Origin of the sequence: Klebsiella sp. FDAARGOS_511 (assembly GCF_003812845.1) — a bacterium.
GTDB classification, from domain to species: domain Bacteria; phylum Pseudomonadota; class Gammaproteobacteria; order Enterobacterales; family Enterobacteriaceae; genus Klebsiella; species Klebsiella grimontii.
The window spans coordinates 3,374,395-3,395,360 of sequence record NZ_CP033824.1 but is presented as its reverse complement, the minus strand read 5'-3'; the positions used below and the strand labels follow the sequence as shown (position 1 = coordinate 3,395,360).

19 protein-coding genes are annotated in these 20,966 nt (G+C 55.3%); 7 read left to right on the top strand and 12 right to left on the bottom strand.

Annotated elements, in window-relative coordinates; all coding sequences use genetic code 11:
- The first annotated feature begins 300 nt into the window (after positions 1 to 300).
- Together crp and EGY08_RS17190 are read left to right on the top strand one after the other, a co-directional pair.
- Positions 301 to 933, top strand: a complete 633-nt coding sequence (gene crp, locus EGY08_RS17195; protein ID WP_000242758.1) for a cAMP-activated global transcriptional regulator CRP — start codon at positions 301 to 303, stop codon at positions 931 to 933.
- A 51-nt stretch (positions 934 to 984) separates the two neighbouring features.
- Positions 985 to 3,063 carry a YccS/YhfK family putative transporter gene (locus tag EGY08_RS17190; protein ID WP_087828651.1) on the top strand — a complete coding sequence of 693 codons (2,079 nt, stop codon included), beginning with the start codon at positions 985 to 987 and terminating at the stop codon, positions 3,061 to 3,063.
- Here EGY08_RS17190 and argD read toward each other — a convergent pair.
- The 5 genes from argD to ppiA form a co-directional block, all read right to left on the bottom strand.
- Entirely contained in the window at positions 3,053 to 4,273 is a 1,221-nt protein-coding gene (argD, locus tag EGY08_RS17185) for a bifunctional acetylornithine/succinyldiaminopimelate transaminase (RefSeq protein WP_004138387.1), read from the bottom strand. The genes EGY08_RS17190 and argD overlap by 11 nt on opposite strands.
- 89 nt (positions 4,274 to 4,362) lie before the next feature.
- Positions 4,363 to 4,926, bottom strand: coding sequence for an aminodeoxychorismate synthase component 2 (pabA, locus tag EGY08_RS17180; RefSeq protein ID WP_004125978.1), 564 nt, complete (start codon positions 4,924 to 4,926; stop codon positions 4,363 to 4,365).
- A gap of 31 nt (positions 4,927 to 4,957) precedes the next feature.
- Entirely contained in the window at positions 4,958 to 5,560 is a 603-nt protein-coding gene (locus EGY08_RS17175; RefSeq protein WP_049114520.1) for a putative adenosine monophosphate-protein transferase Fic, read from the bottom strand.
- Positions 5,550 to 5,717: a YhfG family protein gene (locus EGY08_RS17170; RefSeq protein WP_065366150.1), complete on the bottom strand. Its 168-nt coding sequence runs from the start codon at positions 5,715 to 5,717 to the stop codon at positions 5,550 to 5,552. Before EGY08_RS17170 ends, EGY08_RS17175 begins: the two co-directional genes overlap by 11 nt.
- A 107-nt stretch (positions 5,718 to 5,824) precedes the next feature.
- Positions 5,825 to 6,394: a peptidylprolyl isomerase A gene (gene ppiA / locus EGY08_RS17165; RefSeq protein WP_004125987.1), complete on the bottom strand. Its 570-nt coding sequence runs from the start codon at positions 6,392 to 6,394 to the stop codon at positions 5,825 to 5,827.
- A 277-nt stretch (positions 6,395 to 6,671) separates the two neighbouring features.
- Here ppiA and tsgA point away from each other — a divergent pair, with 277 nt between their 5' ends.
- Positions 6,672 to 7,856: an MFS transporter TsgA gene (tsgA, locus tag EGY08_RS17160; RefSeq protein ID WP_049114521.1), complete on the top strand. Its 1,185-nt coding sequence runs from the start codon at positions 6,672 to 6,674 to the stop codon at positions 7,854 to 7,856.
- Here the strand turns inward: tsgA and EGY08_RS17155 are convergent.
- The gene (locus EGY08_RS17155; protein ID WP_004125993.1) at positions 7,853 to 9,175 is read right to left on the bottom strand and encodes a cytosine deaminase; all 1,323 of its coding nucleotides are present in this window, start codon (positions 9,173 to 9,175) and stop codon (positions 7,853 to 7,855) included. The two genes, tsgA and EGY08_RS17155, sit on opposite strands and share 4 nt — an antisense overlap.
- A gap of 240 nt (positions 9,176 to 9,415) precedes the next feature.
- On the opposite strand from EGY08_RS17155, the gene nirB reads away from it, so the two are divergent.
- The 4 genes from nirB (at position 9,416) to cysG (ending at position 14,819) form a co-directional block, all read left to right on the top strand.
- Positions 9,416 to 11,959 (top strand): NADPH-nitrite reductase large subunit, encoded by a 2,544-nt coding sequence (nirB, locus tag EGY08_RS17145; RefSeq protein WP_004125996.1) that lies wholly within the window; start codon positions 9,416 to 9,418, stop codon positions 11,957 to 11,959.
- Positions 11,956 to 12,282 carry a nitrite reductase small subunit NirD gene (gene nirD / locus EGY08_RS17140; protein ID WP_004126000.1) on the top strand — a complete coding sequence of 109 codons (327 nt, stop codon included), beginning with the start codon at positions 11,956 to 11,958 and terminating at the stop codon, positions 12,280 to 12,282. The genes nirB and nirD overlap by 4 nt, the downstream gene beginning before the upstream one ends.
- A gap of 136 nt (positions 12,283 to 12,418) precedes the next feature.
- Positions 12,419 to 13,225 carry a nitrite transporter NirC gene (gene nirC, locus EGY08_RS17135; protein WP_004126003.1) on the top strand — a complete coding sequence of 269 codons (807 nt, stop codon included), beginning with the start codon at positions 12,419 to 12,421 and terminating at the stop codon, positions 13,223 to 13,225.
- A gap of 220 nt (positions 13,226 to 13,445) precedes the next feature.
- Entirely contained in the window at positions 13,446 to 14,819 is a 1,374-nt protein-coding gene (gene cysG / locus EGY08_RS17130; protein WP_004126006.1) for a siroheme synthase CysG, read from the top strand.
- Between the two features lie 44 nt (positions 14,820 to 14,863).
- Here the strand turns inward: cysG and EGY08_RS17125 are convergent, their stop codons facing one another.
- The 6 genes from EGY08_RS17125 to EGY08_RS17100 are packed head-to-tail and all read right to left on the bottom strand — an operon-like array spanning position 14,864 to position 20,913.
- A complete protein-coding gene (locus tag EGY08_RS17125) occupies positions 14,864 to 15,952 on the bottom strand; it encodes an aminotransferase class I/II-fold pyridoxal phosphate-dependent enzyme (protein ID WP_123828709.1) in 1,089 nt (362 codons plus the stop codon).
- A gap of 15 nt (positions 15,953 to 15,967) precedes the next feature.
- Positions 15,968 to 17,272 carry a YhfT family protein gene (locus EGY08_RS17120; protein WP_123828708.1) on the bottom strand — a complete coding sequence of 435 codons (1,305 nt, stop codon included), beginning with the start codon at positions 17,270 to 17,272 and terminating at the stop codon, positions 15,968 to 15,970.
- A 12-nt stretch (positions 17,273 to 17,284) separates the two neighbouring features.
- Positions 17,285 to 17,638, bottom strand: a complete 354-nt coding sequence (locus EGY08_RS17115) for a DUF2620 domain-containing protein (protein ID WP_123828707.1) — start codon at positions 17,636 to 17,638, stop codon at positions 17,285 to 17,287.
- 10 nt (positions 17,639 to 17,648) lie between these two features.
- Positions 17,649 to 18,527 carry a phosphotriesterase-related protein gene (locus EGY08_RS17110; protein ID WP_123828706.1) on the bottom strand — a complete coding sequence of 293 codons (879 nt, stop codon included), beginning with the start codon at positions 18,525 to 18,527 and terminating at the stop codon, positions 17,649 to 17,651.
- Positions 18,527 to 19,750, bottom strand: coding sequence for a phosphopentomutase (locus EGY08_RS17105; RefSeq protein WP_123828705.1), 1,224 nt, complete (start codon positions 19,748 to 19,750; stop codon positions 18,527 to 18,529). Before EGY08_RS17105 ends, EGY08_RS17110 begins: the two co-directional genes overlap by 1 nt.
- Entirely contained in the window at positions 19,750 to 20,913 is a 1,164-nt protein-coding gene (locus EGY08_RS17100) for a YhfX family PLP-dependent enzyme (RefSeq protein ID WP_049114525.1), read from the bottom strand. The genes EGY08_RS17105 and EGY08_RS17100 overlap by 1 nt, the downstream gene beginning before the upstream one ends.
- Positions 20,914 to 20,966 lie beyond the last annotated feature (53 nt).

The window sequence follows — 20,966 nt, the reverse complement described above, 5'->3', positions numbered from 1 at the left end:
TTAACTCCAGGGCTGTAATTTTCCCGACAGATTACGCGTACATAACAATTCTCGCAACGGAAGGCGACCTGGGTCATGCTGAAGCGAGACACCAGGAGACATGCAGCGAAAGCTATGCTAAAACAATCTGGATGCTACAGTAATACATTGATGTACTGCATGTATGCAGAGGAGTTCACATTACAGGCTGCAGAAAACTTTCAGCCGGATTCCCAGGTATAGGGATTCAATACGATTGCATGCCCGGATGCCGTGTAGTGTCGGCACCCGGAGATAGCTTATAACAGAGGATAACCGCGCATGGTGCTTGGCAAACCGCAAACAGACCCTACCCTTGAATGGTTCTTGTCTCATTGCCACATTCATAAGTACCCATCAAAGAGCACGCTGATCCACCAGGGTGAGAAAGCAGAAACGTTGTACTACATCGTTAAAGGCTCCGTGGCTGTACTCATCAAGGATGAAGAAGGTAAAGAGATGATCCTCTCTTACCTCAATCAGGGCGATTTCATCGGTGAATTAGGCTTGTTTGAAGAAGGCCAGGAGCGTAGCGCTTGGGTACGTGCGAAAACCGCATGTGAAGTGGCCGAAATCTCCTACAAAAAATTCCGTCAGCTGATCCAGGTTAACCCGGACATCCTGATGCGTCTCTCTTCGCAGATGGCTCGTCGTCTGCAGGTCACGTCTGAGAAAGTGGGTAACCTCGCCTTCCTCGACGTTACCGGTCGTATCGCTCAGACGCTGCTGAACCTGGCTAAACAGCCGGATGCGATGACCCACCCGGACGGTATGCAAATTAAAATTACCCGCCAGGAAATCGGTCAGATCGTCGGATGCTCCCGCGAGACCGTTGGCCGTATCCTGAAAATGCTGGAAGATCAAAACCTGATCTCCGCGCACGGTAAAACTATCGTCGTCTACGGTACCCGTTAAGTCGGTAAAACGGCGTATTGCCTGACGATACGCCGTTTTTGTTTTCCCCTCATGTGGCGCAGGCTGATTTACCACCCGGAAGTCAACTATGCACTGCGGCAAACGCTGGTGTTGTGCCTGCCGGTTGCGATTGGGCTTCTGTTCGGTCATCTCCAGCAGGGGTTGCTGTTTTCTCTTGTTCCCGCCTGCTGCAACGTTGCCGGGCTGGATACGCCGCATAAACGTTTCTTTAAACGGCTAATTATCGGCGGCAGCCTTTTCGCCGGCAGTAGCCTGATCGTTCAGCTCCTTCTGCAGCGAGATATCCCTTTGCCGCTGATCCTCACCGGTCTGGCGCTGATCCTCGGCGTCACCGCTGAAATCAGCTCCCTGCACGCGCGGCTGCTGCCCGCCTCGCTTATCGCGGCTATTTTTACCCTCAGTCTCGCTGGCAACATGCCGATCTGGGAGCCGCTGTTAATCTACGCCCTCGGCACCTTATGGTATGGCGTGTTTAACTGGTTCTGGTTTTGGCTCTGGCGCGAACAGCCGCTGCGTGAATCATTAAGCCTGCTCTACCGGGAGCTCGCCAACTACTGCGAGGCCAAATACAGTCTGCTTACCCAGCATACGGATCCCGCCACATCGCTGCCGCCGCTGCTTAACCGCCAGCAAAAGGTGGTGGATCTGATTACCCAGTGCTATCAGCAAATGCATATGCTGGCGGCTAACCAGCGCAGCGATCATAAACGCCTGCTGCGCGCTTTCCAGGTTGGACTGGACCTTCAGGAGCATATTTCCGTCAGCCTTCATCAGCCGGAAGAGGTGCAGAAGCTGGTGGAGCGCAGCCACGCGGAAGCGGTGATTCGCTGGAACGCGCAAACCGTTGCCGCCCGCCTGCGAGAGCTGGCGGACGATCTGCTCTACCACCGTTATCCCCGGCGCTTTCAGATGGACAAACAGATCGGCGCGCTGGAAAAAATCGCCTGGCAGCATCCGGATAATCCTGTCGGCCAGTTCTGCGCCTGGCACTTCAGCCGCATTGCCAGAGTTCTGCGCACCCAGCGCCCGCTATACGCGCGTAACCTGATGGCGGATAAAACCCGCCGCCTGCCGCTGCTACCCGCGTTGAAAAACTATCTGTCGCTTAAGTCGCCAGCGTTACGTAATGCCGCGCGTATCAGCGTGATGCTGAGCGCCGCTAGCCTGATGGGCAGCGCGCTGCATCTGCCTAAGCCCTACTGGATCCTGATGACCGTGCTGTTCGTGACACAAAACGGCTACGGCGCGACGCGGGTACGTATCGTCCATCGGGCTGCCGGAACCATTGCGGGACTGGTCATTGCCGGGCTCACGCTGCACTTTCACGTTCCTGAAGGCTATACGCTGACCGCGATGCTATTTATCACGCTGTTAAGCTATCTGATTATCCGCAAGCACTACGGCTGGGCGATGGTCGGATTTACCGTGACGGCGGTGTATACCCTGCAGCTACTTACCCTGAACGGCGAGCAGTTTATCGTCGCCAGGCTAATTGATACCCTGATTGGCTGCCTGATTGCTTTCGGCGGGATGGTCTGGCTATGGCCGCAGTGGCAAAGCGGGCTGCTGCGCAAAAATGCCCACGACGCGCTGGAAGCCGATCAGGAGGCCATCAGGCTGATCCTCAGCGCCGACCATCAGGCCCCGGCGCTGGCCTATCAGAGAATGCGCGTCAATCAGGCGCATAACGCGCTGTTTAACTCGCTAAATCAGGCGATGCAGGAGCCCGGCTTTAACTCTCACTATCTGGAAGACATGAAGCTGTGGGTGACCCACAGCCAGTTTATTGTCGAGCATATTAACGCGATGACCACTCTGGCGCGCGAGCACAATATGCTGACACCGGATCTGGCGCAGCGTTATCTGGAATCCTGCGAGATTGCGCTCCAGCGCTGCCAGCAGCGGCTGGATTCCGACGGGCCGGGCAGTGCGGGGGATGTGAATATTATGGAGGCGCAGGATGCGGAGGTCCCTCGCGGCCCGCTCAGTACGATGGAGCAGCATTTGCAGCGCATCCTCGGGCATCTGAACACCATGCACACCATTTCATCGGTGGCATGGCGTCAGCGTCCGCATCATGGCATCTGGCTGCGCGCCACTAAGCGCTAAGCACCCGCTCAACCGCCTGGGCAAAGCGCGCCATGCCTTCAGCAATATCGCTATCATCAATCACCAGCGACGGTACGAAGCGCATCACGTCCGGTCCGGCATTGAGCACCATGACGCCCGCCTCTGCGGCTGCATACAAGAAATCGCGCGCCTTCCCGTGATACTGCGGCTTCAGCTCGGCGCCGATCAGCAGACCCATGCCGCGAATATCACTGAACAGATCGAACCGCGCGTCAATTTGCTGAAGGTGCTGAACAAACAGCTCACGCTTCGCAGTGACGCCGTCCAGCACTTCCGGCGTGTTAATCAGATCGAAGGCCGCCCCACCGACCGCGCAGGCTAGCGGGTTTCCGCCGTAGGTCGAACCATGGGAACCCGCGTGGAAAGCGCTGGCGATATCATGGGTGGTCAGCATCGCGCTGATAGGGAAGCCGCCACCAAGCGCCTTGGCGCTGGTCAGAATATCCGGCGTCACGCCGTAGTGCATATAGGCAAACAGCGAGCCTGTGCGCCCCATACCGCACTGCACTTCATCAAACACCAGCAATGCCTGGTGCTGGTCGCAGAGATCGCGCAATCCTTGCAGGAATTCCGGCGTCGCCGCCGTCACTCCGCCTTCACCCTGAATCGGCTCGACCACCACCGCGCAGGTATGATCGTCCATCACGGCTTTCACCGCGTGTAAATCGTTAAACGGCACGTGAACGATATCGGCCGGTTTCGGCCCAAACCCGTCGGAATATTTCGGCTGACCGCCGACGGAAACGGTGAAAAGCGAGCGACCGTGAAACGCATTATGGAAAGCGATGATTTTGGTTTTGTACGGGCTATGGCGAGTCACGGTGTAGTGGCGCGCCAGCTTGAAAGCCGTTTCGTTGGCTTCCGTTCCGGAGTTCATAAACACGACGCGATCGGCAAAAGTCGCATCCACCAGCTTTCGCCCGAGTCGCAGGGCCGGTTCGTTGGTAAAAACGTTGCTGGTATGCCACAGTTTTTCACCCTGCTCATGCAGTGCCGCCACCAGCGCCGGATGGCAATGACCGAGCGCGGTCACGGCAATACCGCCGGCGAAATCAACGTACTCTTTACCCTGCTGATCCCATACTCGGCTCCCCTTGCCCTTCACCGGAATAAATTCTGCCGGTGCATAAATCGGCAAAATGACTTCATCGAATGTAGCGCGGGTGATTGCCGGTTGTTCAGTTGCCATGTGGTGCCCATCCTTTACGTTATGCAGCAATGATTATGATAATCTAATCACAAAATATGCATAAAAAATCAACTCATGGCAACTACAAATCAACGATTGAGGAAGTTTGCCAGCAGCTGGTGTCCCTGCTCGCTGAGAATACTCTCCGGATGAAACTGCACACCCTCGAGATCGTACACGCGGTGGCGAATGCCCATGATCTCCCCCTCTTCGCTGCGGGCTGTCACCTCAAAGCATTCAGGCAGCGTTAGCGGGTCAATCAGCAGGGAGTGGTAGCGGGTTACGGTAAGCGGATTATTCAGTCCAAGGAACACCCCTTGACCGGTATGGCTGATGGGGGACGTTTTCCCGTGCATCACTTTGGCGGCTCGTACGATAGCGGCGCCGAAAACCTGGGCAATCGCCTGATGGCCGAGGCAAACGCCTAAGATCGGCGTCTTACCGGAAAAGTGGCGAATCACCGCCAGCGAAATCCCTGACTCATCGGGCGTGCAGGGGCCCGGCGAGATAACGATTTTCGCTGGCGCCAGGGCAATGATATCCGCTAACGTCAGCTCGTCATTACGCCTGACCAGAACTTCCGCGCCAAGCTCGCAGAAATACTGATACAAATTCCAGGTGAAAGAATCGTAGTTATCGATAAGCAGGATCATAGCGGCTCCGGGAACAAAGAACCGCGCTATTCTACTCAGTTTCCACGGCTTCGCTTACCACTTTGCGAAATATCGTCCGCAGTGGAGAAAGGTCGCCCATCGCTCCGCTCTGGTTGGCCTGGTTCCACGCATCGACCGCAATATCGCGCCAATCCAGCGTATAGCCCGCATGAATAGCCAGCTGCTCAAAGAAAATGCGTTGCGCCATGCCGTTACCGAGACGGAAAGGATGCAGGACATTTATTTCGCAGTAGTAATGAGCAAGACGTTCAATGAATTTATCCAGCGCGAGCCCCACCAGATAACTTTCCTCTTCAAGATCCTGAAGCAGCGCGTTTCCCTCTTTTTCGATATAGGCGAAATGGCAGAAACGGGTGTCGCCCTGATAGATATCCACTTCACGCAGTTGCCCCGCCCAGTCAAAAACATCCTGATAAAGCTGGCGATGAATAGCGCAGAGATGAGGCAATCCCCGCACCAACGGCCCGAGTTCAATGGTTGCCGCGCGTAATGCGGTCAGCTCCCACGCCGCCTGTTCAAGTCGCTGAGCCTGGCGAATACCCAGGCGGTTGCGCATCACCTTAAGACCGGGGTAGAGATAGGGGTCCCGCCCCTCGCCGAATTTATCGCTCATAGTGACTCCTTAACGCCGCAATACGCGCCAGGGCTTCTTCGGGGGTAAGGGTTATCAGCGGAATATCGACGCCTTCCAGCCGTCGGCTGGCCTGAAAATTCATGTTACGTCGAGCCTCCCAGAGACGGGATTTCTGTTTTTCGGTGAGCTTTTTCATTTAACACCTCCCTGACGCGTCCGCGGTTGCCACAAGTATAAGCGGCAAAAAACGATTTCGCAGGGAAGCGGGGAATGCGCGGGGAAGGGTTACCCGCGCAAATAGGGTTACGGCAGCACTTTAGCGGAAAGGATCACGACAGGTTTCGACGGTACATTCTGATACGGCCCAACGTTATGGGTCGGCACCTGAGAAATCTTATCCGCCACGTCCATGCCTTTGACGACTTTACCAAACACCGCATAGCCGAAATCGCGCTGGCCATGATCGAGGAAGGCGTTATCCGCAATATTGATAAAGAACTGGCTGGTGGCGCTGTCCTGATCGGCAGTACGCGCCATGGCGATAGTGCCACGCGTGTTGCGCAGGCCGTTGTCGGCTTCGTTTTTAATCGGCGGATTAGGCTGCTTCTGCTGCATCTGCTCGTTAAAGCCGCCGCCCTGCACCATAAAGCCCGGGATCACGCGGTGAAAAGTGGTGTTGTTATAAAAGCCGCTGTTCACATACTTGAGGAAGTTATCCACCGAGATCGGTGCTTTCTGGCTATTCAGCTCAAGCTCAATATTGCCCGCAGACGTGGTCAGCAACACATGGGGATCCCCTTTTGCCGCCATGGCCGGGGAGAATGCTGAAATGGCGAAAACGGCAGCCACCGCCGCGAGAGTTGATTTGAGCATGGAAATTCCTTAACGGAGCAGAATAAAAACCGAGTGCTTTGATTCTAAAGAGCCTTTGCATCCTGGGCCAGCCTTTTACCTAATTTTACTTAGCTGAAACACTTGTAACGATGCGTCTATTGATCCGCCAAATAAATAAATGTGAATTCAGTCACATTAATAATTGCAAAAACATCTAATTCTCATAATAAAAGTTTGCTTGAATCACACTAACGCATAAAATCTGTCCGCCCGGCGCAGAGTCAACGCGCTTTACATTTCTATTCACAGGCCAGTCATGACTAACAGCAACCGTATCAAGCTCACATGGATCAGCTTTTTCTCCTACGCCCTGACCGGCGCGTTGGTGATTGTCACCGGGATGGTGATGGGAAACATCGCAGATTATTTTCATCTGCCTGTTTCCAGTATGAGCAACACCTTTACCTTCCTTAATGCCGGTATCCTGATCTCTATCTTCCTGAACGCCTGGCTGATGGAAATTGTTCCGCTGAAAACCCAGCTGCGTTTTGGCTTTATCCTGATGGTTCTGGCCGTCGCGGGTTTAATGTTCAGCCACAGCCTGGCGCTGTTTTCCGCTTCGATGTTCGTGCTTGGCCTGGTCAGCGGGATTACCATGTCGATTGGTACCTTCCTGATCACCCATATGTATGAAGGTCGTCAGCGCGGGGCGCGTCTGCTGTTCACCGACTCCTTCTTCAGCATGGCGGGGATGATTTTTCCAATGCTGGCCGCTTATCTGCTGGCGCGCAGCATCGAGTGGTACTGGGTATATGCCTGCATCGGCCTGGTCTACGTCGCGATTTTCGTGCTGACTTTCGGCTGTGAATTCCCGGTATTAGGCAAAAAAGCCCTGCAGGATAGCCAGCCGGTAGTGAAAGAGAAATGGGGTATCGGCGTGCTGTTCCTCTCCATCGCCGCGCTGTGCTATATCCTCGGCCAGCTGGGCTTCATCTCCTGGGTACCGGAATACGCCAAAGGCCTGGGCATGAGTCTTGGTGATGCAGGTAAACTGGTGAGTGATTTCTGGATGTCGTACATGATCGGCATGTGGTCATTCAGCTTTATTCTGCGCTTCTTCGACCTGCAGCGTATTCTGACCGTGCTGGCAGGCGTAGCGACGGTACTGATGTATCTGTTTATCAACGGTTCGCCGGAGCATATGCCGTGGTTTATCCTGACCCTCGGCTTCTTCTCCAGCGCTATTTATACGTCGATCATCACCCTGGGCTCGCTGCAGACCAAAGTGTCATCGCCGAAGCTGGTGAACTTCATTCTCACCTGCGGCACGGTAGGCACCATGCTGACCTTCGTGGTTACTGGTCCTATTGTTGCCGCCAGCGGCCCGCTGGCGGCGCTGCATACCGCTAACGTTCTCTACGCGGTGGTATTTGTGATGTGTCTGATCCTCGGCTTTGTCTCCCGCCACCGTCAGAACAACGCGGCAGCGGAATCCCACTAAGCCTCAGGCCCCTTTGTTCCGGCAAAGGGGCTATTTCGAGTAAAGAACAACTCTTCCCCGCCCCTGTCCGTCTGTACCCAGGTCTGCGCCAGCTGCGTCGTTGCAATCACTCTCCCCTGACGAATTGACCAGCGCACCGGTACCTGACAGCGCACGGCCTCAAACCCGTTTTCCGCGGGCAGAATCACCAGATTCGCCGGGTTCCCCTTCGCAATACCATAATCGCTCAGACCAAACGTTCGCGCGCTGTTTTCCGTCACCAGCTTCAGTCCATCATTAATCTGCTGATAGCCCATCATCTGGCAAACATGCAGCCCCATATGCAGCACCTGCAGCATATTGCCTGTCCCCAGCGGATACCAGGGGTCAAATACATCGTCATGGCCAAAGCAGACGTTAATACCCGCCGCCATCAGCTCCTTCACGCGCGTGATGCCGCGGCGCTTCGGATAGTCGTCAAAGCGTCCCTGGAGGTGAATATTGACCAGTGGGTTAGCGACGAAGTTAATGCCCGACAGCTTCAGCAAACGAAAAAGACGCGACGTATACGCGCCATTGTAGGAGTGCATCGCGGTGGTATGGCTGGCGGTCACTCGCGGGCCGATGCCCTCTTTTAACGCCAGGGCCGCCACGGTTTCAACGAACCGCGACTGTTCATCATCGATTTCATCACAGTGGATATCCAGAGGCCGCTGATACTTTTTCGCCAGACGGAAAGCGATGTGCAGGGATTCCACGCCATATTCGCGCGTAAATTCAAAATGCGGAATCGCGCCCACCACGTCGGCACCCAGACGCAGCGCCTCTTCCAGCAGAGCCTCACCATTGGGATAGGATAAAATACCCTCTTGTGGGAAGGCGACAATCTGCAGCTCTACCCACGGCGCAACCTCCTGTTTGACCTCCAGCATGGCTTTGAGCGCGGTCAGCGTAGGGTCGGAAACATCAACGTGGGTACGTACAAACTGGATGCCGTTGGCGATCTGCCACTTCAGCGTCTTCCACGCGCGGGCTTTAACATCCTCATGGCTCAATAACGCCTTCCGCTCCGCCCAACGCTCAATCCCTTCAAACAGGGTTCCGGACTGATTCCAGTTCGGCTCTCCGGCGGTTTGGGTGGTATCGAGGTGTATATGCGGCTCAATAAACGGAGGAATGGCCAGCCCGCCGCGCGCGTTCAGCACTTCATAACTCTCATTGCGCGCCTCGCCCATGGGGGTGATATTCCCGAAGCGCCCCTTGTCTATCGCTATCTGCCATAACCCTTCGCGATCGGGCAGACGAACGTTCTCAATTAACCAAAGCGGCGCTGCTGTCATATCGATGACTCCCGTAATTGTTGCTGAAGTTTTACTCAACCCGCCGTGGGTCTCCGTTGCCAATTTTGTACATAAAAAAAGCAAAAAGGAAAAGCCAGCGTTTTCCAACACTTACAAAAATACTGACAAATCATAAACATACCACTTAAGTAGTAGGTAAAGGTGTAATTGATTTGCATCAATAAGTGTCGCGGCTGAATCGTTAAGGTAGGCGGTAATATAAAAGAAATCGAGGCAAAAATGAGCAAAGTCAGACTCGCTATCATTGGTAATGGTATGGTCGGCCACCGCTTTATTGAGGACCTTCTTGATAAATCCGACGCCAGCCTGTTCGATATTACCGTCTTCTGTGAAGAACCCCGTATCGCCTACGACCGCGTGCACCTCTCCTCCTACTTCTCTCACCATACCGCCGAAGAACTCTCTTTGGTACGGGAAGGTTTCTACGAGAAGCACGGCGTTAAGGTGCTGGTCGGCGAACGCGCCATCACCATCAACCGTCAGGAGAAGGTTATCCACTCCAGCGCGGGCCGTACCGTTTTCTATGACAAGCTGATTATGGCGACCGGCTCCTATCCGTGGATCCCGCCGATTAAAGGCTCGGAAACTCAGGACTGCTTTGTTTATCGCACCATTGAAGACCTTAACGCTATTGAAGCCTGCGCCCGCCGCAGCAAACGCGGCGCGGTCGTCGGCGGCGGTCTGCTAGGTCTGGAAGCCGCGGGCGCGCTGAAGAACCTCGGCGTTGAGACCCACGTGATTGAATTCGCGCCCATGCTGATGGCTGAACAGCTGGATCAGATGGGCGGCGAACAGCTGCGCCGTAAAATCGAAAGCATGGGCGTACGCGTTCACACCAGCAAAAACACCAAAGAGATCGTTCAGGAAGGTACCGAAGCGCGTAAAACCATGCGTTTTGCCGACGGCAGCGAGCTGGAAGTCGACTTTATTGTCTTCTCTACCGGTATCCGTCCACGCGATAAGCTGGCCACCCAGTGCGGTCTGGAAGTCGCTCCCCGCGGCGGTATCGTGATCAACGATGCCTGTCAGACCTCTGACCCGGATATCTACGCCATCGGTGAATGCGCCAGCTGGAACAACCGCGTTTTTGGCCTGGTCGCACCTGGCTACAAAATGGCCCAGGTGACCGTTGACCATATTCTCCAGACCGAAAACGCCTTTGAAGGCGCGGATCTCAGCGCCAAGCTGAAGCTGCTGGGCGTTGACGTCGGCGGCATTGGCGACGCTCACGGTCGTACGCCGGGCGCGCGCAGCTATGTTTATCTCGATGAAAGCAAAGAGGTCTACAAACGCCTTATCGTCAGCCCTGACAACAAGACCCTGCTCGGCGCGGTGCTGGTGGGCGATACCAGCGATTACGGCAATCTGCTGCAGCTGGTGCTGAACGCCATCGAACTGCCGGAAAACCCCGACTCGCTAATCCTGCCGGCGCACGCGGGCAGCGGTAAGCCGTCCATCGGTGTCGATAAGCTGCCGGACAGCGCGCAAATTTGTTCCTGCTTCGATGTCACTAAGGGCGCATTGATTGCCGCTATTAATAAAGGCTGCCACACGGTGGCGGCGCTGAAGGCGGAAACCAAAGCCGGTACCGGCTGCGGCGGCTGTATCCCGCTGGTGACTCAGGTGCTCAACGCCGAACTGGCGAAACAGGGTATCGAAGTCAACAATAACCTGTGCGAGCACTTTGCGTACTCCCGTCAGGAACTGTTCCACCTCATCCGGGTGGAAGGCATCAAAACCTTTGAAGAGCTGCTGGCGAAACACGGAAAAGGCTACGGCTGCGAAGTGTGTAAACCGACCGTGGGCTCGCTGCTGGCTTCCTGCTGGAACGAATATATCCTCAAGCCGCAGCATACCCCGCTGCAGGATACCAACGACAACTTCCTGGCCAACATCCAGAAAGACGGTACCTACTCCGTTATCCCGCGCTCTGCGGGCGGCGAAATCACGCCGGAAGGCCTGGTGGCCGTCGGCCGTATCGCCCGCGAATTTAATCTGTACACCAAGATCACCGGCTCTCAGCGTATCGGCCTGTTCGGCGCGCAAAAAGACGATCTGCCAGAAATCTGGCGTCAGTTGATCGAAGCGGGCTTCGAAACCGGCCATGCGTATGCCAAGGCGCTGCGGATGGCGAAAACCTGCGTCGGCAGTACCTGGTGCCGCTACGGGGTAGGCGACAGCGTCGGCTTCGGCGTCGAGCTGGAAAACCGCTACAAAGGCATTCGTACGCCGCATAAAATGAAGTTTGGCGTCTCCGGCTGTACCCGCGAGTGCGCGGAAGCCCAGGGTAAAGACGTCGGCATCATCGCCACGGAGAAAGGCTGGAACCTTTACGTCTGCGGCAACGGCGGCATGAAGCCGCGCCACGCGGATTTGCTGGCGGCGGATCTTGACCGCGAAACGCTAATGAAATACCTCGACCGCTTCATGATGTTCTATATCCGTACCGCCGACAAACTGACCCGTACCGCGCCGTGGCTGGATAACCTGGAAGGCGGCATCGATTATCTGAAGTCGGTCATCATTGATGACAAGCTGGGCCTGAACGAGCATCTGGAAGAAGAGATGGCCCGCCTGCGTGCAGCGGTAGTCTGCGAGTGGACGGAAACCGTTAACTCGCCAGCGGCCCAGGTACGCTTCAAACACTTTATCAACAGCGACAAGCGCGACCCTAACGTCCAGGTAGTGCCTGAGCGTGAACAGCATCGCCCGGCCACGCCCTACGAACGTATCCCGGTAACTCTGGTGGAGGAAAACGCATGAGCCAGTGGAAAAATATCTGCAAACTCGATGACATCCTGCCGGAAACCGGCGTCTGCGCGCTGTTAGGCGATAAACAAGTGGCGATTTTCCGCCCCTATCACGGTGACCAGGTGTTTGCGATTAGCAATATCGACCCGTTCTTCGAGTCCAGCGTCCTCTCTCGCGGCCTGATCGCCGAGCATCAGGGCGAGCTGTGGGTGGCCAGCCCGCTGAAAAAGCAGCGCTTCCGACTGCGCGATGGCCTGTGTATGGAAGATGAAAGTCATTCGGTGGCGCACTATGAAGTCCGAGTGAAAGACGGCGTCGTGCAGCTACGCGGTTAATCATTTTACGGGAGGCGCAACGCCTCCCTTTTTTTGCATTTTTTTCTTCAATTGATGGCACAACATCATTTGTACTGCATCGCGAAGGCAGCCAACCAAGAGGCAGCGCAAAGGATGAGGTGCGAAAGGAGCTCCTATGTTTACGGACACAATCAACAAGTGCGCGGCCAACGCCGGACGTATTGCGCGCCTCTCGGCCAATCATCCACTCAGCTTCTGGGTCAGCTCCATGATGGCAGGCGCCTACGTCGGCCTCGGCATCATCCTTATATTCACCCTCGGCAACCTGCTCGACCCTGCCGTTCGCCCACTGGTGATGGGCGCCACCTTTGGCATTGCGTTAACGTTGGTGATTATCGCCGGCTCTGAATTGTTCACCGGCCACACCATGTTCCTTACCCTGGGGGTGAAGGCGGGAACCATCCGTCAGGGTCAGATGTGGGCGATTCTGCCGCAAACCTGGGTCGGTAACCTTCTGGGTTCCGTATTCGTGGCGCTGCTGTATAGCTGGGGCGGCGGCGGCCTGCTGCCGGTCGATACCAGCCTCGTCCATACCGTCGCGCTGGCAAAAACCAGCCAATCCGCGATGGCGCTCTTTTTCAAAGGCGCGCTGTGTAACTGGCTGGTGTGTCTGGCGATCTGGATGGCGATTCGTACCGAGGGCGCGGCAAAATTTATTGCTATCTGGTGGTGTCTGCTGGCGTTTATCGCGTCCGGCTATGAGCACTCCGTCGCCAACATGACGCTGTTTGCCCTCTCCTGGTTTGGCCATCACAGCGATGCCTACACGCTTGCGGGAATCGGTCACAATCTGTTATGGGTAACACTCGGCAATACTTTGTCCGGTGTCGTATTTATGGGGTTGGGTTATTGGTATGCTACGCCGCAATCGGAGCGCCCCGCCCCGGAAAAAACTAACGAGACTGAGAGTCTGGCTCAGTAGGTGTAATCGGTGCAGACAGGTTGAACACAGAAAGCGCGGAACAACCGGAACGTACACGTAGTACATGAGGATGATTCGCTACGCTCACCCTTCGGGCCGCCCTAAAGGGCGTTCAAAACTCGATGAATTTTGTGTGAGCACTCCCCAGGCTCAACCTGACAAATAAAATAGCCGGATAGCCAGATTCTAAGGCTGCTGCCAATAATTAAGAGGGAATGTCGTGGACCATTTGCCTATATTTTGCCAATTACGCGATCGTGACTGCTTGTTAGTCGGCGGCGGCGATGTGGCTGAACGTAAAGCTCGCCTGTTACTGGACGCTGGCGCCAGATTGACGGTTAATGCCCTGGATTTTGTGCCGCAATTCCAGGTATGGGCCGATGCAAACATGTTGACCCTGGTTCAGGGCGAGTTTAATCCTGCTCTGCTGGATAACAGCTGGCTGGCCATTGCCGCAACCGACAACGAAGCGGTTAATCAACAGGTCAGCGAATCAGCGGAAGAAAGGCGAATATTTTGCAATGTGGTCGACGCCCCTCAGCAGGCCAGCTTTATCATGCCGTCGATTATCGACCGTTCACCGCTGATGGTTGCCGTCTCATCCGGCGGCACCTCGCCGGTGCTGGCGCGCCTGCTGCGCGAAAAGCTGGAGTCGGTTCTGCCATTACATTTGGGCCAGTTGGCCCACTACGCAGGTCAGCTGCGCTCAAGGGTGAAGAAGCAGTTTGCCACCGTCGGCGAGCGCCGACGCTTCTGGGAGAAGCTGTTTGTTAATGACAGACTGGCGCAGTCGCTGGCCAATGAGGACCGTCAGGCCGTCGCTGATGCCACGGAGCAGCTGCTGACCGAGCCGCTGGATCATCGCGGTGAAGTGGTACTGGTGGGCGCCGGCCCCGGCGATGCCGGACTGCTGACGCTCAAAGGCCTGCAGCAAATACAGCAGGCCGATGTCGTGGTTTATGACCGCCTGGTCTCCGACGATATTATGAATCTGGTGCGCCGCGATGCCGATCGGGTCTTCGTGGGTAAACGCTCGGGCTACCACTGCGTACCGCAGGAAGAGATTAACCAGATTCTGCTGCGCGAAGCCCAGGGGGGGAAACGCGTTGTACGGCTGAAAGGCGGCGATCCGTTTATCTTTGGCCGCGGCGGTGAAGAGCTGGAAACCTTGTGCCATGCCGGTATTCCGTTCTCCGTTGTACCAGGAATTACCGCGGCCTCAGGCTGTTCCGCCTACTCGGGCATTCCCCTGACCCACCGGGATTTTGCCCAGGGCGTGCGCCTGGTCACCGGCCACCTTAAGACCGGCGGCGAGCTGGACTGGGAAAACCTGGCGGTTGAAAAGCAAACCCTGGTGTTTTATATGGGCCTGAACCAGGCCCCGGCGATCCGGGAAAAGCTGATTGCCCACGGCATGGCGGCGGATATGCCCGCAGCCATCGTTGAAAACGGAACGGCGATAACGCAGAAAGTTGTCACCGGCACGTTAGAACAATTGGATATTCTGGCCCAGCAAATGGCCAGCCCGGCACTGATTATTGTCGGTCGCGTGGTCGGTCTGCGCGATAAGCTGAACTGGTTCTCAAATCACTAATCGCTCTGTAGCCCGGAGCATGATGCACCGGGCTACAAATTGCATTAATGCACTTCCTCACAGCTTTCCTGCAATATTCTCAACACCGTTTCCTCACCGCTACGATTAGGGTTAATACGAATCGCATAGCGTTCAATACTCGGATTTGCCTCACGGAAGGTTCCGGATAAGCGATAGAACAACGGCGGTATTTCATATTTTGACTCGGCGCCAACCGGATATGGCAATGCCCCAAGCCGCTGCGCATTAGCCAGTACCTGCTCCGCAATCGGCTGATGAAACTCAACCAGCAGGACCCGGGACTGCGCGTTAGCGATAATTGCCTGTTTAACCTGCGGCACCACGCCGTGATTCAACTGCAGCAGAAGCCGCTCCGTCACCCCCGCCTGCACTGCGTGCATCACTGGGGCGAACACCATCCCTCGCAGTACTTCCAGCGCCTGCACCCCCTGAATCTGGCTGCCGCCGGAATACATGCTGGCGCGGATGCGGGCAACGGCATCAGCACGTCCCACCACCGCACCCACGCCTTCCGGACCAAACAGCTTAAAGCAGGAAAATGTCGCCAGCGTCGCACCGCATTCGCAGCCGATATTCGCCACCTTCATCACCGCGTAGTTATCGTCGGTCAGTGTCGGAACATGCTGCTCATTAAGCACAGAGAGCACCTCTGCCAACCGATAGCTATCTTCAGGGCACTGACGCGTATGCTGCACCAGCGCAGCATCGGGTCGATGCTGCGCCACCGTCTCTGATAGCGCCGCCAGATCGTTAAAGTCCACGCGAATTGGCTTTAGTCCCATCTGCTCAATAATCACCGAGGTCGTCGGATAGACCGGCGCATCGTGGATTAATAGCGTGCCGCCGGGCTTCACCAATGCCGCTATCGCCGCGCGAATTGCCCCGGTCCCGGCTCCCTGCAGCAGCACGGCGGCCTCGGCCTGGAATGCATCAGCCAGCACTGCTTCGACGCGCTGCGTGACGCGGGGCTGATTCAGCCCCGACGCCAGACCAAAGTCACCACCGCGCAGGAAATCGGCCCCAGGAAAATGGCGACAGATAGCATCCACTAGCGCGAACTGCTTATGTTGGGCTTCAACCAGCGACAGACCTTCCAGCGGAAAGGTTCTCATAACCCACGCTCCTTCTTATGCCGGAATAAATAATCCGAGCCAGAACAGAATATTCAGCACAATACCGGTAATCATGACTGCCACAACCGGCGCGGCCATTTTTTGAACCGGACGTCCCAACGACTCATTGAGGAAGTAGATCGCAGCGGTGATTGAGAAACCGGTATACCCAGCCATTTTGATGGAGGCAAAAATAGAGCCAACCAGCAGCGCCATCTCCATCAGCATGTTCATCGCATTACGAATGTTATCTGACGCATTGCGCACTGAAGGATAGCGCCCCAACCACTTACCGATTGAACGCAGCAGCAGCACTTCCGCTGAAATCACCAGAGCGCCCAGCAGCGCGGCAATCCACGGATTCGGCGCCAGGTAGCCCACTGCATACACGAAGGTAAAACCGGCAACCGCATACACCCCGGTAGCCAGGGCGGTAGTGGCGATCATCGGCACGAAACCCAGACCACGCATAAACTCCGCCAGCGCCGCTTGATGAATCATCGTTTGCGACTGCTCCGGCGTCACGCCTGCCGAATACGCTTTTTCCAGAGTAAAGATGGACACCTCGCTACCGGCAAAAATTTTCATGCTGGCTACCGCCGCAATCAGCGCGCCCACAATAGCGATATACGGCAGGTTTTTGATAATCCGCGACGTGCGCTCTTCAAACACCGACATCCCGCTGGCGTCATGATCCTCGCTACCGCGATTGCGCAGATCCTGGGTAATCGCAATCCCCAACAGCATTACCATGCCAATGAAAATCTCAATCGACTCAGGATTGAGATGCGGGAAATAGCGGACGACCAGTACGCGCGTAATCAGTACAACAACCGCTGCCAGCAGGCTGCTTTTCCAACCGAACTGGTAGAAAATGGCCACCAATGGGAACAGTGCAAAAGCGGATACTACCGGCGAACTCAATTCGCCCAACGATCCCAATACATCGACCGGTAGCGCCGTCAGCAGATGGTTAACCGGCAGCAGGCAGGTAAGGATCAGAATCCCCCAGACCGCCCCCAGGCCGAAAGCCAAAAGACTATTCGCTGCCAGTACACCAAGGATATCGGTAGGCAAAAACAGCAGCCAGGCATTCAGCAGCCCGGTTTTCAACGTGAACGAAATCCCGACTGAGGCGACAAAGCCAATACTTAAACCAAATGCGATACTGCCCGCTTCCCGACGATGCATGTTACCTTCAATCAACTGCGGGAGGATCGGGCGAATACCATCATGAAAAACCGCGGCTGACCGGTGCGCCAGTAACGACGTCATCCCCGTCAGACAAGCCACCACAATGAGTTGAATATAAAGCGCCATAACAGTGCCTTTTTATTTTAAATAGTTGATCAGTAATGGGATCGCATGTTCAATATGTTCAACCGAAAGGCCAAACGCGACTCTTCCTTCCGCCACCATTTTTGCAATCTGATCCTCTTTCGCCTTAATACCCGGCTTAGCAACAGTGCAACTTTTGTTGATCCCGATAATGGCGATCGCAATGGAAAGCGCCGCGCCAGCACCGGTGTTACACGCACCAATGTAGTAATCCAACTGGCCGTTTTTCACCTTCATAGCCGCTTCCATGTCGTTGTAGATGAACACCTCGAAACACCCTGGCGCCGTATTTTCAATCGTTTTTTTAATCAGCTCGCGCTGTAAGCCAGCAACACCAATCTTTTTCATCTCTATGTCCTTACAGGAAAAATTGAGTAGGGTTAGTTCGTAACATCAGATCCACATCGGCCTGGCTGAAACCGGCCTGGTAAAGCAGAGGGACAAAGGTAGTCAACAGATAGTCGTAACCGTTGCCGCCATTAGCCTTTAAGTGAGAACGGCGGGTGATATCCATCGACAGCATGACGTGGTCCAGGCAGCCCCTTTCACGCAGGGCGAGCAGCATAGCGATGCGTTTTGCGTCGGGGTAATAATTGTTTTTACCAATTGTGTCGAACTGGACATAAGCGCCGAGATCGATCATGCGCAAAATATCATCGATATTATCTTTCAGGTCGCAATGGCCAATAACCACGCGGAAGAGATTGACGCCGTGTTGTTTCAGCAGGGCAAGCTGCTCCAGCCCCATGGTGCTAAACGAAGTATGCGTTGAGATAGGTCGTCCGGTCGCGTTATGCGCCAGCGCCGCGGCGCTAAACACTTTGGCTTCCAGATCGGTAATCACCCCTTCACTGGAACCGATTTCGGCGATAATTCCGGCTTTGAGCGGTGTGCCATCAATACCGATTTCGATCTCATCGATCATCTCCTGCGCCAGTTCCTGCACAGAACGGGTAGCAACATGCTCAGGAAAGAAAGCGTGCTGATAATAGCCGGTGCAGGCAATCACGTTGATGCCGGTATCGCGCATCAGATCCAACATAAAGGACGGGTTGCGCCCCATATAACGGTTAGTCATCTCAACAATATTGCGCACGCCGAGGTGCATTAAATCGCGCATCTCTTTACTAATCAGTTCGTATTGATCCAGGCGACAATCGATGTTGCCTTTAAAACCGGACAAATCGATATGTAAGTGCTCGTGCGCGTAGGTATAACCGGAGCTATCAATCATCATTATGTATTCCTTGCGAGCGTTATAAGCGAAAGGAAAGAGCACCCATTTTCCGGCGCATGCGCACCAAAAAAGTCGCATACGGTCGCGCCGACATCAGACAACGTGCGACGGGTCCCGAGCCGTGCAGGCGATTGCCCGGGAGACCACACCAGCAGCGGCACCTTCTCCCGCATGTGTTTACTGTGGCCTATCGTTGGATCGTTACCGTGGTCGGCCATCACCACCAGGCAATCATCCGGGCGCATATCCGCCATCAGCAGAGCCAGCTGCTCATCGACCAGCTCCAGCCTGTCGACATAGCGCTCCACATCTTCAGCATGACCCGCCAGATCGGTTTCCTGGATATTGGTGCAGATAAATGCCGTCTCCCGGCGGTTAAACTCCGCCCGGGTGATCTCCATAATCTGCTGGCTATCGACCAGATTTTCCCAGCTGATGCCATGGGGATTGCTAACGATATCAGCGACCTTGCCGACGAGAACCGTCGGAACGTCCACCGCAAAGAGCTGGGCAGGAACCTGCACCTGTTCATCAACGCCGTAGCCCATATGCACAACCTGGAATCCCTGTTTATAGGCGCCTGAGCGCGGTGCGTTGATACCGATATAGCCGCCCTCTTTCTCTTCCACCGCGTCGAAGATATTCTGTGTACTGGACAGCTGACCGCCAAAAGTGATAACGCGTCCCACGGAAGCCTGTTCACGCACCGTCCTGCCAATCGTTTTCACCTCAGCAAAAGTCTTTTCACTCAGGTTGCCGGTGATGTTGTAAACCTGCCCCAGATCGGCTTCCAGGTTATCGCCAACCGCCACCGCGCCGTCCACCAACAGCCAAAACGGGCCTTTGCCATGACGCTCTGTTTGATGTCCGGCGGCAAGCAGCGCATCTTCAACCTTATCGATAACAGCATTAAATGGCATTCGCAGCGGGGTTCGGGGTTTGGTCCCAAAAATCTCCTGATGCCCCATAAAGGTATCACCGCCCTCATGTTCAAGCTCTGCGGTTCCCCATACGGCATCTTCAGAAAGCTGCATCACACCTGGGGCAAAACCGAGGGCGTTTATCAGACCCAGCTTTTCCAGCGTTGGCAGCCGCAGCGCAGGAAAGCGTTGCAGAATATGCCCGCAGGTATTCGCACCGATATCCTGCGGCCTCACTTCGGGAACATCAGCCATCGCGCCGACGCCAAAGCTGTCTATCACCAACACCACAAATCTCGCCATTAGTCCTCCAGAACGTTGCCAAGACTGTCATAACGGGCAACGATTTCAGGGCTGCCGCTTTGAATACCGGCAATCAGCACCACATCGCTACGGGTAACGAAAATCTGCGTGCGGAAACAGAAGATTGCCGCACTGCCGACAGGAAACTCACCTTCCAGCGGCAGGTAGTAATCAATGCTGCTGTCATCTACCGCATTAAGCTGCGCCAGTTGGGCTTTTTCGCTGGCCGGAGCGAATATCAGCGCATGCTTAGCATGACCACGCCGATAATAGCCGCCGCCGTAGCAATAGCTTTGCCCGGCAAAATGATGGGAAATTTCACTCAGCCACAGCATGGCAACACGCTCCGGTTGATCTCCCTGCTGGTTGGCGGGGATGGTACCGGTCAGCGCATGCCCCGGCTCAGCGTGGGTGACGCCAAACTCCGCCAGTAGCGGCAGAGAGCTGCAGCTGGTTGCCGAAGGCGCATTCAGTTGCTGAACCGTCACGCCGAGACTTTCGAGCTTGTCTCTCGCGGCGAGCAAAGAGCGTAAATTCGGCGTTGGCAGAATTTTTTCCTGTTCGTCATCCCACAGCAGGCAAGGGAAGTGGGTGAGCCCGGTCAGTTCAATGCCCGGCAGGCTTTGAAGATGAGCCACCACGTTGTCCAGCTCAGCCAACGCGAATCCACTCTCCTGTCCCGGATAGAGGAAATCGCTCTCTCCATAGACCTTAAGCATGACCGCCTGCGCCCGACCGCTTGCTACCGCCGCCGCCGAAACTTCCTGAGCTTTCTCCAGAGAGAACAGGGTAATGACTTCGGTACCCTGCTCTACCGCGCCCGCCACCTGCGCGGAAGGTATTTGCACCAGATGACCCTGATGGGAAACGGGCAAACCGGCACGGCGCATCACCCGACTCTCTTTGTAATCCACAACAACAATGCCCTGATACCCCAGCGCCAACAGCTTTTCTGCCAGCCACGGATTTCGACCAATCTGCTTGGTCATCACGTACAGGCTAATTCCATATTGCTGCGCGGTCTTCAGCAGCAGCTTGCCATTTTCCAGCACCTGATCGACATCAATAACCCAGCTATCCGGGGCGATAAGCCCTTGCTGCCAGAAGCGGAGCGCTGTCGCAATCAGCGCCGGGTTCTGCCGTTGTAATGCTTTAATAAACATTTACTTGCCTCTGCTTTTATTCCTTTTTTAAATATTCATTTTTTTGAATATTT